General features: G+C 62.1%; 14 protein-coding genes. 6 read left to right on the forward strand and 8 right to left on the reverse strand.

Translation table 11 applies throughout. From position 1 onward, the window contains the following. Nucleotides 1-297, reverse strand: a complete 297-nt coding sequence (locus PSJ8397_RS10790) for an SCP2 sterol-binding domain-containing protein (RefSeq protein ID WP_085864613.1) — start codon at nt 295-297, stop codon at nt 1-3. Nucleotides 298-716: 419 nt separating this feature from the next. Between PSJ8397_RS10790 and PSJ8397_RS10795 the strand changes: the two genes are divergently transcribed. Genes PSJ8397_RS10795 through PSJ8397_RS10815 form a run of 5 tightly spaced genes read left to right on the forward strand, consistent with a single transcriptional unit; the run spans nt 717 to nt 5,899 of the window. Next, the gene (locus PSJ8397_RS10795; RefSeq protein WP_085864614.1) at nt 717-1,748 is read left to right on the forward strand and encodes an N-acetylneuraminate synthase family protein; all 1,032 of its coding nucleotides are present in this window, start codon (nt 717-719) and stop codon (nt 1,746-1,748) included. Then, entirely contained in the window at nt 1,745-2,818 is a 1,074-nt protein-coding gene (locus tag PSJ8397_RS10800; protein ID WP_085864615.1) for a glycosyltransferase family protein, read from the forward strand. Before PSJ8397_RS10795 ends, PSJ8397_RS10800 begins: the two co-directional genes overlap by 4 nt. 36 nt (nt 2,819-2,854) lie before the next feature. Then, the gene (locus PSJ8397_RS10805; RefSeq protein WP_085864616.1) at nt 2,855-3,511 is read left to right on the forward strand and encodes a YrbL family protein; all 657 of its coding nucleotides are present in this window, start codon (nt 2,855-2,857) and stop codon (nt 3,509-3,511) included. Further along, nucleotides 3,508-4,632, forward strand: a complete 1,125-nt coding sequence (neuC, locus tag PSJ8397_RS10810; RefSeq protein ID WP_085864617.1) for a UDP-N-acetylglucosamine 2-epimerase — start codon at nt 3,508-3,510, stop codon at nt 4,630-4,632. Before PSJ8397_RS10805 ends, neuC begins: the two co-directional genes overlap by 4 nt. Then, nucleotides 4,619-5,899 carry a 3-deoxy-D-manno-octulosonic acid transferase gene (locus PSJ8397_RS10815; RefSeq protein ID WP_159453130.1) on the forward strand — a complete coding sequence of 427 codons (1,281 nt, stop codon included), beginning with the start codon at nt 4,619-4,621 and terminating at the stop codon, nt 5,897-5,899. The genes neuC and PSJ8397_RS10815 overlap by 14 nt, the downstream gene beginning before the upstream one ends. On the opposite strand, the gene PSJ8397_RS10820 is transcribed toward PSJ8397_RS10815, so the two are convergent. Genes PSJ8397_RS10820 through PSJ8397_RS10835 form a run of 4 tightly spaced genes read right to left on the reverse strand, consistent with a single transcriptional unit; the run spans nt 5,896 to nt 8,951 of the window. Then, entirely contained in the window at nt 5,896-6,822 is a 927-nt protein-coding gene (locus PSJ8397_RS10820; RefSeq protein WP_085864619.1) for a Gfo/Idh/MocA family protein, read from the reverse strand. The genes PSJ8397_RS10815 and PSJ8397_RS10820 overlap by 4 nt on opposite strands. After that, nucleotides 6,816-7,604 carry an SDR family NAD(P)-dependent oxidoreductase gene (locus PSJ8397_RS10825; RefSeq protein ID WP_085864620.1) on the reverse strand — a complete coding sequence of 263 codons (789 nt, stop codon included), beginning with the start codon at nt 7,602-7,604 and terminating at the stop codon, nt 6,816-6,818. The genes PSJ8397_RS10820 and PSJ8397_RS10825 overlap by 7 nt, the downstream gene beginning before the upstream one ends. Next, a complete protein-coding gene (locus tag PSJ8397_RS10830) occupies nt 7,591-8,292 on the reverse strand; it encodes an acylneuraminate cytidylyltransferase family protein (protein ID WP_085864621.1) in 702 nt (233 codons plus the stop codon). The genes PSJ8397_RS10825 and PSJ8397_RS10830 overlap by 14 nt, the downstream gene beginning before the upstream one ends. Beyond that, nucleotides 8,289-8,951, reverse strand: a complete 663-nt coding sequence (locus PSJ8397_RS10835; RefSeq protein ID WP_085864622.1) for a tyrosine-protein phosphatase — start codon at nt 8,949-8,951, stop codon at nt 8,289-8,291. Before PSJ8397_RS10835 ends, PSJ8397_RS10830 begins: the two co-directional genes overlap by 4 nt. A gap of 129 nt (nt 8,952-9,080) precedes the next feature. On the opposite strand from PSJ8397_RS10835, the gene rimO reads away from it, so the two are divergent. Beyond that, nucleotides 9,081-10,475: a 30S ribosomal protein S12 methylthiotransferase RimO gene (gene rimO / locus PSJ8397_RS10840; RefSeq protein WP_085864623.1), complete on the forward strand. Its 1,395-nt coding sequence runs from the start codon at nt 9,081-9,083 to the stop codon at nt 10,473-10,475. Between the two features lie 203 nt (nt 10,476-10,678). Here the strand turns inward: rimO and PSJ8397_RS10845 are convergent, their stop codons facing one another. The 3 genes from PSJ8397_RS10845 to PSJ8397_RS10850 all read right to left on the reverse strand — a co-directional run bounded on the left by PSJ8397_RS10845 (nt 10,679) and on the right by PSJ8397_RS10850 (nt 12,020). Further along, the gene (locus PSJ8397_RS10845) at nt 10,679-11,302 is read right to left on the reverse strand and encodes an SLATT domain-containing protein (protein WP_085864624.1); all 624 of its coding nucleotides are present in this window, start codon (nt 11,300-11,302) and stop codon (nt 10,679-10,681) included. A 141-nt stretch (nt 11,303-11,443) separates the two neighbouring features. Beyond that, nucleotides 11,444-11,608 carry a hypothetical protein gene (locus PSJ8397_RS17225; protein ID WP_235000692.1) on the reverse strand — a complete coding sequence of 55 codons (165 nt, stop codon included), beginning with the start codon at nt 11,606-11,608 and terminating at the stop codon, nt 11,444-11,446. 67 nt (nt 11,609-11,675) lie between these two features. Beyond that, nucleotides 11,676-12,020 (reverse strand): diacylglycerol kinase, encoded by a 345-nt coding sequence (locus PSJ8397_RS10850; protein ID WP_085864625.1) that lies wholly within the window; start codon nt 12,018-12,020, stop codon nt 11,676-11,678. Nucleotides 12,021-12,076 lie beyond the last annotated feature (56 nt).

The following is a 12,076-nucleotide window of genomic DNA, read 5'->3' on the forward strand; positions in this document are numbered from 1 at the left end:
CTAGTGTGTCGACAGGATTTCGCCCACTTTCAGGGCGCGCATGGGCGATCCGTCGACCTTGAGTTTGCGGGTCATGAAGGCCGTGCCGGGGTTCTGTTTGCCCATGGCGATGTCGTGAAACACCTGCGCCTTTGCCGTCAGGGTCAATTCGGCCTCTGCGTCGTTTTCCACAGCACCTGTGGCATCGACAAAGAGACTGCACAGATCAGGCATCTCAAGGCGGACGGTGCCGCGAATGCGGTCTTTGGCGCGCGCGGTGACAAGCGCAATCATCTCGTCTTTGGTCAGGTCGGTCATGGGGTCCTCCGGTTGCGTCCTGTGTGACGGCCAGCGTCGGTGGTGTCACTGGTGACGTTGGGTTGGCGGCGTTTTTACGGCGAGGGCTTTGTGTGAAAGCAAGGGTGGAATTTAGGTATTTTTGACCCAAAGAATTCGAGCCGTCTCGGAGCGGCCCCAGTGGGGCCGGTCAGGCGAAGAATGGTCGGAGACCCGAAGCCGTCTCGGAGCGGCCCCATCCGTAAAACCTTGGGGGGGCCGGTCAGGCGAAGAATGGCCGGAGACCCGAGCCGTCTCGGAGCGGCCCCATCCGTAAAACCTTGGGGGGGCGGTCAGGCGAAGAATGGCCGGAGACCCGAAGCCGCCTCAAGCTGTCCCAAGATCTGGTCTTTGCCAGACAGGCGTGGCATCACATGTCAAATCGTCCAAAGGTGTGTCCCATGAAAATTGCCAACCGTAACATCGGCCCTGCCCATCCCCCCCTTGTGATTGCCGAAATCGGGATCAACCACGGCGGCGATCTGGCCGTCGCCAAAGAAATGGTGCGCCTGGCTGCCGGTGCGGGGTGCGAGATGGTCAAACATCAGACCCACATTGTGGAAGACGAGATGACCGAGGAGGCCAAGCAGATCTTTCCGCCCAACGCCGACGTGTCCATCTGGGAGGTCATGGAGCAATGCGCGCTGAGCCGCGAGGACGAGGCGGCGTTGAAGGCCTATGTTGAAGACCTTGGGATGATCTTTATCTCAACCCCGTTCAGCCGCGCGGCCTGCGATTTTCTGGAGACCTTGGATGTGCCCGCCTACAAGATCGGATCGGGCGAGGCGGACAACCTGCCGCTGATCCGCCACATCGCCAGCAAGGGCAAACCGGTGATCATGTCCACGGGCATGCAGACGATCGACAGTGTGCGGGCCAGCGTGCAAATCTTGGAAGACGCGGGCGTTGACTATGCGCTTCTGGAATGCACGAACCTGTACCCTTCCCCGCCGGAAATTGTGTCTTTGCAGGGGGTAACGGACCTGCGGGCGGCCTTTCCCAATGCGGTCGTGGGCTTTTCTGACCATTCCATCGGGCCGGAAATGGCGCTGGCGTCCGTGGCCTTGGGGGCGTGTATTTTGGAACGGCATTACACCGACACGCGCTACCGCAAGGGGCCCGATATCAGCTGTTCCATGGACCCCGCGGAGCTGCGCCATCTGATTGATCGGTCCCGCGAAATCCACACCGCCCTGCACAACCCCAAAGAGCGCACCGCCGCCGAAGAGGACGTCTACCGGTTTGCGCGGGCGTCTGTTGTGGCGGACGCAGATCTGCCTGCGGGCCATGTGATCACACCCGCCGACATCTGGGCGCGGCGCCCGGGGTCGGGGGCCATCGCGGGGTATGACTTTGACAAGGTCGTGGGCCGGACGCTGAAGGTAGCGGTCACGCGCAATCAACAGCTGACCTGGGATGATCTGTCGGAATGACGGCCCGTGTCGTCCTGCTGAACGATACTGATGTGAACGGCTATCATTTTGGCTGCGCACGGGTCATGGGCGTGATCCGGCGCCAATTGGCGGACAGAGGATTGGCGCCCATCGGGTCCGTGCCGGTGTCGTTGAACTGGCAGGATGCCCACGCGGATTTGGTGAACAGCGCCGATCTGTTGGTAATCAATGGCGAAGGCACCTTGCATCACGCCTCCCGCAAGGGGCGGTGGCTGCTGGACGCCGCCAAGGCCACAAAGGCGCGCGGTGCACGGGTTGCGCTGATCAATGCGCTTTGGCAGGACAACCCCGAGGATTGGGCGGAGTTAATTGCGTCGGTGGATATCTTGTCGGTGCGCGACAGCAGGTCCGCTGCTGCCATGGCCAGACAAACGGGCCGAAGCGACATTCGGGTGATGGGCGATTTGTCCATGTGCGTCCCCCTTGGGCGGGCGCACACCTCGCGGTCGGGGGTGCTGGTGGGCGACAGTCTGCATGCCTCTGTCACGGCGCGTTTGGCACAGGTGGCAGGTACGATGCCGGAGGCGTCCCTTGTGCCTGTGACATCCTCGCTCAAGTTTATTTCGCCCCACAAACGGGGCCTGCGCCGCGCCTTGCGCATCTGGTACGCCGGACTGCGCCAACGTCAGTATCTGCGCCAGAACCCGAAAGCGCAGTTTTTGCCCGATGAAGCCGCCTACGTCGCGCATGTGCAAACCAAGGCCCTGTCGGTCACGGGGCGGTTTCACGCCGCCTGCCTTGCGGTCGCCACCCGCACGCCGTTTGTGGCGGTGCGATCAAATTCGTGGAAAATCGAAGCCCTGCTTGAGGATGTTGGCCTGTCGGCAGACCGGCTGCTGTCGGTCGATGCCTTGACGGCAGATCGGCTGACCCCGGACGCATGGGCCTTTTCCACGTCCGAGGCGCAGGCCATCGAGGCGAAACTGGCAGAATGGGCAGGCGCTGCGAGCCAGCTGTTTGATGACATCGCTGCCCTTGTGCCTGCGCCTGATCCGCGCCCCGCCGCGTCTGTTTCACTGGACACGCGCGCCCCAACATCTGAAAAGTGAGGGTTCAGCTTGGCCTCAAGGGATCCGCTTCGTCACATGACACCACCGCAGCCTTTCAACGACACGCCACTGACCCTGCCGGAAGACGGTATGTTGGCCGAGGGCTATGGGCGACAGATTTACAACCATCCCTTTGATCCGTCTGTGGTGATCAAGATCGCAAAACTGCGCCCGGCATCAGACAGGGCGTTGCGGCTGCATTCCGCTTTGGGCTTTGGGCCCCGCGCCTTTGGGCCGTTGTGGAACAGCCAGGTTGAGGCGCGCGAATTGCTGCGGGCTGCGGGCCGCGTGGGACGTGTGGCCCGCTGTTGCGCGCAGTTTCGCGGGCTGGTGTCCACCAACAAAGGCGTCGGTGCAATGTTTGACGCGGTCCGCGCGGCGGATGGCAGCCTCGCGCCGACGGCCCTAACCCACGCCCAAACCCACGGCCATGACCCCGCGATGGAAGCCGCGATTGATGCCTTCTGGGCCGAGGTGAAAGACAACTGGATCGTCCTGTCAGACCGCGCCCTGCGCAATCAAGTGGTTGTCACAACCCAAAATGGGTACAGGTTGGTGGCCGTCGACGGGATCGGGGAACGCACCTTCATTCCCATCAAATCCATGTCGCGCCGTCTTCACGCCAAAGCCTGTGACAGGTATCACGCAAAGATGCAGGCGGCCTATCGCAAGGCGGCAAGGGGGGACGCATGACACCCAAATCCATCCTTTTCGTCACCGGCACCCGTGCGGATTTTGGCAAGCTGGAACCGCTGGCGGTGGCTGCGCGCGATGCAGGCCACACCGTCAGTTTCTGGGTCACGGGCATGCATATGCTGGACCGCTACGGCCTGACCAAGATGGAGGTCGCGCGGACCACCGGCGTCACCGTTCACGAATACCTCAACCAGCGGCCCGGCGATCCGCAGGATCAGATTTTGGCCAAAACCGTGTTGGGCTTTTCCGATTTCGTGGCCGATGCGCGCCCCGATCTGGTGGTCATCCACGGCGACCGGATTGAGGCGCTGGCCTGTGCGTTGGTGGCCGCCACCAACTACATCCGCTCGGCCCATATCGAAGGTGGTGAGGTCTCGGGCACGATTGACGAGATTTTCCGCCACTGCAATTCCAAGCTGGCCAGCCACCATTTTGTGTCCTCTGAGGACGCCAAAGCCCGCGTGATGAAAATGGGGGAACCTGACGAGGCGATCCATGTCATCGGCTCACCCGAGCTTGATTTTCACGCCGCAGGCAGCGGTGTCACCATGGAGGACGTCCGCGCGCGCTATGATCTGCCGCAGGGCGAATTCGGCATCGTTGTGTTCCACCCCGTCACGTCCGAAGCGGGCACCATGGGCCGGCAGGCGCGGGATCTGTTCGGGGCCTTGCAGGCCTCAGGCCGCATGTTCGTCGTGATCGCGCCCAACAATGATCCAGGGTCCGATGATATTTTCGCCGTGCTGAACGACCTGCCCGCCGATCAGTTCCGCATCCTGCCGTCGATGCGGTTCGCGCATTTTTCCGAATGTATGAAGAACGCCGCCGTGATGGTCGGCAATTCCAGTGCGGGCGTGCGCGAGGCGCCGTTTTTGGGCACGCCATCCCTTGATGTGGGCACGCGGCAAACCAACCGCGCCGATGCGCCCTCTCTGACGTCTGTTGCGGCCTCGGACGGGGCGGCGATTGGGGCGTTTTTGCAGGCCGAGTGGGGCAAACGCTACGACCGGCATGAGGAATTCGGCCACGGCGATGCCGCCGACCGTTTTGTCCAGATCGTCAGCGATGCGGCCTTCTGGGAAGGTGGGCTGCAAAAACGGTTCCATGACGCAAAGTAAGCCCCGCCAGCGAGCCAAAATCGGGCCGATGTTGCGGCTGGTTCTGGCCGCCGGATGGCTGTTGCAGCCCCTTGCAGGCCCACTGCTGCGCCGACGGCTGGCCCGCGGCAAGGAAGACCCTTTGCGGCTCTGCGAGAAGCTGGGGCAGCCACGTGCTGCGCGCCCCCACGGCCCCCTCATCTGGCTGCACGGCGTCGGCGTGGGGGAGGTCATGGCCCTGCGCGGCTTGATCGCATCCCTGTCTGACGCGCGGCCTGATCTACACTTTCTGGTCACATCTTCGGCGCGGTCTTCGGGCGATGTTTTTGCCGCCAATCTGCCCACTCGCACGATCCATCACTACCTGCCCCTTGATTTGCCCCGCCCCGTGGCGCGGTTTCTGGACCACTGGCGCCCCGATCTGGCCATCTGGTCCGATCAAGAGGTCTGGCCCCGACTGGCGGCGACCTGCGCCAGGCGCGGCATTCACCAAGCTTATGTGGCTGCACGGATCACCGACGCCAGCGCCAAGGCCCGCGCGCGGTTCGGGCGCGCCTATGGCGATCTCTATGGCTTGATGGATGTGATTCACGCGCAAGACACCGGCACGGCTCAGCGGTTGGAGGGGTTGATGCAGGGGGGCGATGTTCACGTCTCCGGCTCGTTGAAGGCCGCTGCCGCCCCCTTGGCCGATGCGCCCGATCTGCGGGCCAAACTGCCGCAGGGCCGGCGCGTCTGGGTTGCGGCCCCTGCCCACCCTGCCGATGCGCGGATCGCGCTGGACACCCAACGTGGCTTGATGGGTGAAGGTGGCACAGACCTTTTGATCCTCGCCCCGCGGCGCATGGAAGACGCCGACGGCTTCGCCGCCCACTGCCGTGACATGGGCCTGACCGCCTGCCGTCGCAGCCGTGATGAATGGCCGGACGAGACCACCGCTGTCTTCATCGCTGACAGCTTTGGGGAATTGGGCGTCTGGTATCGCGCCGCCCGTGCGGCCCTGATCGGCGGCACGTTTGACGCCACCGAAGGCCACAACCCGTGGGAGGCCGTGGCCCTTGGCTGTGCCATCTTCCACGGCCCCCGCACGGCCAATTTTGCGACAGATTACAAGATGTTGGACAATGCCGGTGCGGCCCTACAGGTGACAAACCCGAAAGATCTGATCACCGCCCTGCAGACCTCTGATGTGTCACAACAGGCGGATCGCGCGGCCTCAATACGGACGCAGGCCGCAACCGGATTGCAGCAGATCACTGACGATCTGCTGCGCCTTCTGGCACGCTAAAACGACATCTGGGCGGTGCCCGCAAACTGCCGTTTGCCCCATGCCTCCGCGATCAAATCACTTGAGGCGCGCATGTCGGACAACCGGGGCGCCAGCGGCTGCAACGGCGCCTCCGCATCCTCAATCAACGCCAGCCAATCGCGGGTGATGGCGCGAAACATGTCGTTGCGGTCATAGGGATAGGGTGTCGTCTCAGCCGTCCCGCTGTCCACCGTCAAGGTCGCGGCCAGCAAATCCAGCGACCGCGCAGCGCGGGTGCCATTCACCTCCGCCCGGCGCAAAGACACCGGCGACAGATAATCCATCGCCACCGTGCCCGCGACGCGACCGCCCGACAGGGCGATGCGGCTGGCGAAATCCACGCCCACAAAATCGGCGTGGCCCACGCTGGTCACGTGATCGACCGTCAGATCCGGAAACAGCGCCTTGGCCATGTCCACCTCATGGCACAAATCCAGCAGCACCCCGCCGCCCTCGGCCCGGGCGGCATAGGACTTGGGGAACGACCAATCTTGCCGCCACTGACGCACATCATGGCCGATCTCAAACGTGAACCCGTAGACATCCGACAAATCCTGCGCGGCCAAGGCCTGCACCACCGGATGATAGCGCGCCATGAACCCCAACATGGACCGCTGCGCCAGATCACCCAAAGTGTCGTAAATGTCAGCCACACCGGCGCGGGTCCAATGTAGTGGTTTTTCAATGTAGACCGGTACGGCCATCCCTGCGGCCATACGCACCAGTTCCAGCCGGACTTCGGTGGCGGTGGCGATCACGATCCCTTTGATATCGCTGCGCGTCTCAAAGGACCCGCGATCAAAATCCCGCCAGGCAATCCCCTCAACATCCGCACCGAGGTCTTGCAGATTTCCAACATGCCGCCGCCCGATGGACCCCTGCCCGATGACGGCAATCACCACGCGGAAAAGCCCCCGTCAACGTTGATCATCTGGCCCGTGATATAGCCCGACTGGGCGGAAGCGAGGAACAACATCGCGTCCGCAATCTCGTCGGGTTCGCACATCCGGCCTGCCATGATCAGCTCCCCCACGCGGGCCTGAAACTCCTCCGAATGGCCGTTGAACACGGCCCCCGGTGCGATGGTGTTGACCGTCGCCCGCCGCTTGGCCCAATAGCCCGCCAGCCAGACGGTCAGCCCGTGGATGCCGGCCTTGGTCACGCCATAAGCGCTGAAATTCTTGAACGGCATGCCGTCGTAAATCGGATGATGGGCGCCGTTGAGCGCGTACATGGACGCCACGTTGATCAGCGTGCTGGGGCGTTTGCCGACGATGTCACGATCCATCTGGCGGGCGACCATAAACGCCCCCGTCAGGTTGGTTCGCATGGTTTTTTCCCAATCGTCCACGGTGGTGTCGGCAAAGTCGGGGAAGGTGCCGCCCGCGCCCATCAGCATCTCACCAGTGATGGCGGCGTTGTTCAACACAACATCCACCACATGCCCGTCGCCTTCGACCTGTTTAAAGATCTCCACGACCTCCTCTTCCACCGAAACGTTGAGAGGATAGATGGCGAAATCGGGGTTGTCGCCATGGGCCTCCACCAGCCCGTCATAGCGGTGGCCTGGCAGGTCTGTGGCCACAACGCGCGCCCCTTGGGCCAACATGCGGCGCACATAGGTGCTGCCCAACACGCCGCCTGATCCGGTGATAAAGACCGTGCGGCCCTCAAGCTGTCCCATTGATCCGATCCTTCATCAAAAATTCCACAATCTTCCAATCCAGCGGGTCGTCCACATCCATGCACCGTTCTGCTGGCATCACGAACGGAATGACCCGCCCGTCATAAATCGTCTGCGCGGACCGCAAATAGGCGGGGTCCAGCACATAGGTCGACGCCGCATGTTCATAGACCACCGGCGCATTCTGCCGCGCCCAAACGCCACCGGGCAGAGGTTTGGAGACACGTAGCGCGCCCGTCGGGTCCGGCTCGACCATGTTGAAATAGGGATTCTTGCCCGCGTGACAGCACGACATGACCATGTCGGGGGCCTCCTTTTCGAACAGATCCAACGCGCCGTCGATGTCTTCGGCCAACCGCAAGGGCGACGTGCAATCAAGATCCACAAACGCGCGGGACGCCCCTACGATGGCCTCTGCCGCGTCCAACGCGTGCTGCCACACGCCCCACTTGGGCGCGTCATCCGTGGCCAGATGCGCAGGCCGCAGGCCGATGTCCAGCGCCCCCTTGGCCACAGCGTGATCGTACATTTCCTCGCTGTCGGTGCTGACCACCACCGCACCCACGCGGCCGCTCTCCAAGAGCTGGTCCAACGACCAGTCAATCAACGGCTTGCCGCACATGTCGCGGAAATTCTTACCCACGACTCCCTTGCTGCCCTTGCGCGCCCCGATGTGCCCGATGATCATGTCGCCCACCTTCCCGCGCCCGCGCGCCAGTCGTCAAAATCCGCTTTGATGTCGGCCGGATCGTACACCGTTTCCAACCAGTCCCGAAAGCCCTGACCGCGTGGCGCCGCATCCCGCAGATAGACCCGAAAGATGTGGTCCAGCACACCGGCGCGGGTGCGCTGCAGATGCGCCCAGCGCAGGCCCAACTGCGTGCGCGCCGCCTCGGCCACATCCACACCCTCGATCAGGATCAGATAAAGCGCCGCAATCAGCCCCGTCCGGTCCGCACCCGATTTGCAGTGAAACATCACAGGCTTGGGCGCCGCCGCGATCCCGTCGACGATCCGCAACATCGCCGCCGCAGGGGAGGGCCTGCGTGCCGTAATCCCCGTCAACGTCTCAAACCCCAACCCCAGATCCGCACAGGCCTGCGCCTCCAGCACGTTGAAACTCTTGGCGCCCCCGCCCCGCAAAGACACCACATGCCGGACCCCACGCCGCGCCATGCGCCGCAACCGCCCACGCGACGGCTGATTGGACCGCCAGACCCCTGGCGCAATCTCGTCCGTATTCCACCAAACCGTGCGGATTAGGTGATGATCCTTCAGGTAAAAATGCAACCACGCCCGCATGCGCCCCCAAGGGGTGTTCAAATGATGGGGCCGCCGCGTGCTCATATCCTGCCAATACCGCGCTCGCAGGGGTGAAACAACGTCCCTCCTTCATCTGGCCCAAAAAACTCCCGCCGGAGGCACCCCCCCGCGCAGCCCTTCCCGCCGCCTCAATTACCCGCTACATGCAGCCCCATGTCCCAGAACCCACCCAGCCTTCGCCCCGACTTAGCCAACGCGCGCATCACCACGCCCGACGACCGCCGCTCCGGCCAGCCCACCATTGGTATGGTGTCTCTCGGCTGCCCCAAGGCGCTGGTGGACAGCGAACGCATCCTGACGCGCCTGCGCGCCGAAGGCTACGCGATCTCCCCCGATTACACCGGGGCCGAGGCCGTGATCGTCAACACCTGCGGCTTTCTGGACAGCGCCAAGGCGGAATCCCTTGATGCCATCGGGGAGGCGCTGGTGGAAAACGGCAAGGTCATTGTCACCGGCTGTCTGGGCGCGGAACCTGACTATATCCGCGACCATCACCCCAACATCCTCGCCGTCACAGGGCCACACCAATACGAACAGGTCCTCGATGCCGTTCACGCGGCCGTGCCCCCCAGCCCCGACCCGTTCATTGATCTGTTGCCCGCGCAAAACGTCTCGCTCACCCCGCGCCACTACAGCTATCTGAAGATCTCCGAGGGCTGTAACCACACCTGCAAGTTCTGCATCATCCCAGACATGCGCGGCAAACTGGCCTCTCGCCCCCACAGGGCCGTGATGCGCGAGGCTGAAAAGCTGGTGGAAAATGGCGTGCGCGAGTTGCTGGTGATCAGCCAGGACACCTCCGCCTTTGGCACAGATTGGGACCGCGAGGTGCGGCGCGGATTGACCGAGCAGCCCATTACCACGCTCGCCCGCGATCTGGGGTCTTTGGGCGCCTGGATCCGCCTGCACTACGTCTACCCCTACCCCCATGTGCGCGAAATGATCCCGCTGATGGCGGACCCTGCGTCCGGTGTGCTGCCCTATCTCGATATCCCGTTCCAGCACGCCCACCCCGACACCCTCAAACGCATGGCGCGGCCTGCGGCGGCTGAACGCACCCTCGACCGCATCACCGAATGGCGCGACATCTGCCCCGACATCACCCTGCGCTCGACCTTCATCGTGGGCTACCCCGGTGAAACCGAGGCGGAGTTCCAGCACCTCCTCGATTGGATGGATGAGGCGCAATTGGACCGCGTGGGCTGTTTTCAATACGAAAACGTCGCCGGCGCACGCTCAAACGCCCTGCCGGATCATGTGCCGCCGGAGGTCAAACAGGACCGCTGGGACCGATTCATGGAAAAAGCCCAAGCCATCTCCGAAGCCAAGCTGGCCGCGAAGGTGGGCCAAACCCTGGACGTCATCATCGACGACATCGACGCAGACGGCATCGCCACCTGCCGCACAATGGCCGACGCACCAGAGATCGACGGGAACCTGTTTATCGATGAGGGGACGGACGGGCTGTCCGTGGGGGAAGTCGTGACCGTTGAGGTAGACGAGGCCGGGGAGTATGATTTGTGGGGATGCTTGGCGTATAGGAATTGATCCGGGGGATCAATTCAGCCCAGCATGGTCGGAGACCCTGAAAGCGCGAAATAGAAAACGTCCAGTGGACGTTTTCCCGGATCAACGGGCGGCGCCGCTGCGCGTTTTGGCTTCGATTTCAGAGTGACTTAACAATCCCGAATCTACCGGCCAGCTCGCATGGCATTGCTGAGACCAACGGCCAAGTGCATTTTAGCCGATGATCACGCTGATCCTCTATTTTCAAAAAACTCAAGTATCTGTTTTAGCTCTGGCTCAGCCTTTTTCTCTGCGTATTTCCAAAGTCCGTTCGGCACCAATGGATGATGTTTCGCAATCGAATTATAGGTACGGTTTAATGCATGGACCGCCTCAGGGTGTATCGCGATCCGCACCGAGTATCTTTCGATTTTGCGTCTAAGGTTCGCAAATTCAATTGCAGCTTGTTTATGCCGTGCCGCCCTATTGGGATACTGACTGATGTACTGATAAGTGGATGATAAGACGACAGAAAGAGCGACGAATGGAAGACAGGCGTCAGCAACACTTGTAAGTGTCCACGCAGATTGGGCATCTCTCGTTATAGATCCATCGGGCGCTAGACTGTGCGTGAACATCGATTGAAACTCTGGCGATGCGGAAAAAAACAAGACAATAATCGCTGCAAAAATATTGAACACCGACAGCAGCTTTTCCCGCCTTTCATATTTCATAGACGCGTTGAAGTGCGCAACGGAACCTCTCAGCAGCCGCTGGGACCAAATGCGTAGCAATTCGAGCGTGCGTTCAGCTGAAGCCTCTTCAGTATTGAGCTGTAAGAGCAGTCCTTGATCATATTTTCCAGCCATTTCCGCCCCCGCTTTTCAGTCGTGAAGCAGCTTGTCATCCTTGAACAGGATGGCGCAAGGCAAGATTTGGAAATGAGCAGCGACCCATCACTTGGATTGTCGCGCAATTTCCAGAAGTCTATTATGTAAAATAATTCACACTCACCGCCCCAACTCATCATCCATCCGCGCGAGAAACGCGTCCAGTTTGCGCACCATGTCGCGTGGGGGCGGGGTGTCGACGACGGACAGGTTGGGGGCATCGCCAAGCGTTGCATCTTGCATTGGCACAGCGTCGGGGCGGGGTTTGGGTTGGGCAGCAGACATGTCCTATATCTATCGCAACCGCCCCCAGTCCGCAGGGGGAAAGCCGATCACAATTCCCCAAGCGACGTTACGTTACCAGCACCACCACCCAGGCGACCCCTGCCGCAATGGCGGCCAACATCACGCCCGCGGATCCTGCGTCCTTGGCTTGACGGGCCAGTTCGCTGCGCTCTGAGGACACCAGATCGACGGCGCGTTCCACGGCGGTGTTCACCATCTCCACCGCCAGGATCAACAGGCCCAGCGCCAGAATGAGCGCCAGTTCCGCCCCCGACAGCAGCCAAAACGCCAGCCCAGCGGACACCACATTGACCCATGACCAGACCCGAAACGATTGCTCCTGCCGCCACGCGTCACGCAGGCCTGCGCAAGACCAGATGATGCGCGTTTTCAGCCATTCGAATAAGCCCATGATTTGCCCCCTGCGGCGGCGCGCCCCACTGGCACGTCGCATGCCGCAGCCTATCT

This window comes from Pseudooctadecabacter jejudonensis (assembly GCF_900172275.1).
GTDB classification, from domain to species: domain Bacteria; phylum Pseudomonadota; class Alphaproteobacteria; order Rhodobacterales; family Rhodobacteraceae; genus Octadecabacter; species Octadecabacter jejudonensis.

Bases quoted from the DNA above. Each gene is read 5' to 3' on its own strand.
- PSJ8397_RS10790 (WP_085864613.1), bottom strand. From the start codon at position 297: ATGACCGACCTGACCAAAGACGAGATGATTGCGCTTGTCACCGCGCGC.
- PSJ8397_RS10795 (WP_085864614.1), top strand. From the start codon at position 717: ATGAAAATTGCCAACCGTAACATCGGCCCTGCCCATCCCCCCCTTGTG.
- PSJ8397_RS10800 (WP_085864615.1), top strand. From the start codon at position 1,745: ATGACGGCCCGTGTCGTCCTGCTGAACGATACTGATGTGAACGGCTAT.
- PSJ8397_RS10805 (WP_085864616.1), top strand. From the start codon at position 2,855: ATGACACCACCGCAGCCTTTCAACGACACGCCACTGACCCTGCCGGAA.
- neuC (WP_085864617.1), top strand. From the start codon at position 3,508: ATGACACCCAAATCCATCCTTTTCGTCACCGGCACCCGTGCGGATTTT.
- PSJ8397_RS10815 (WP_159453130.1), top strand. From the start codon at position 4,619: ATGACGCAAAGTAAGCCCCGCCAGCGAGCCAAAATCGGGCCGATGTTG.
- PSJ8397_RS10825 (WP_085864620.1), bottom strand. From the start codon at position 7,604: ATGGGACAGCTTGAGGGCCGCACGGTCTTTATCACCGGATCAGGCGGC.
- PSJ8397_RS10830 (WP_085864621.1), bottom strand. From the start codon at position 8,292: ATGATCATCGGGCACATCGGGGCGCGCAAGGGCAGCAAGGGAGTCGTG.
- PSJ8397_RS10835 (WP_085864622.1), bottom strand. From the start codon at position 8,951: ATGAGCACGCGGCGGCCCCATCATTTGAACACCCCTTGGGGGCGCATG.
- rimO (WP_085864623.1), top strand. From the start codon at position 9,081: ATGTCCCAGAACCCACCCAGCCTTCGCCCCGACTTAGCCAACGCGCGC.
- PSJ8397_RS10845 (WP_085864624.1), bottom strand. From the start codon at position 11,302: ATGGCTGGAAAATATGATCAAGGACTGCTCTTACAGCTCAATACTGAA.
- PSJ8397_RS17225 (WP_235000692.1), bottom strand. From the start codon at position 11,608: ATGTCTGCTGCCCAACCCAAACCCCGCCCCGACGCTGTGCCAATGCAA.
- PSJ8397_RS10850 (WP_085864625.1), bottom strand. From the start codon at position 12,020: ATGGGCTTATTCGAATGGCTGAAAACGCGCATCATCTGGTCTTGCGCA.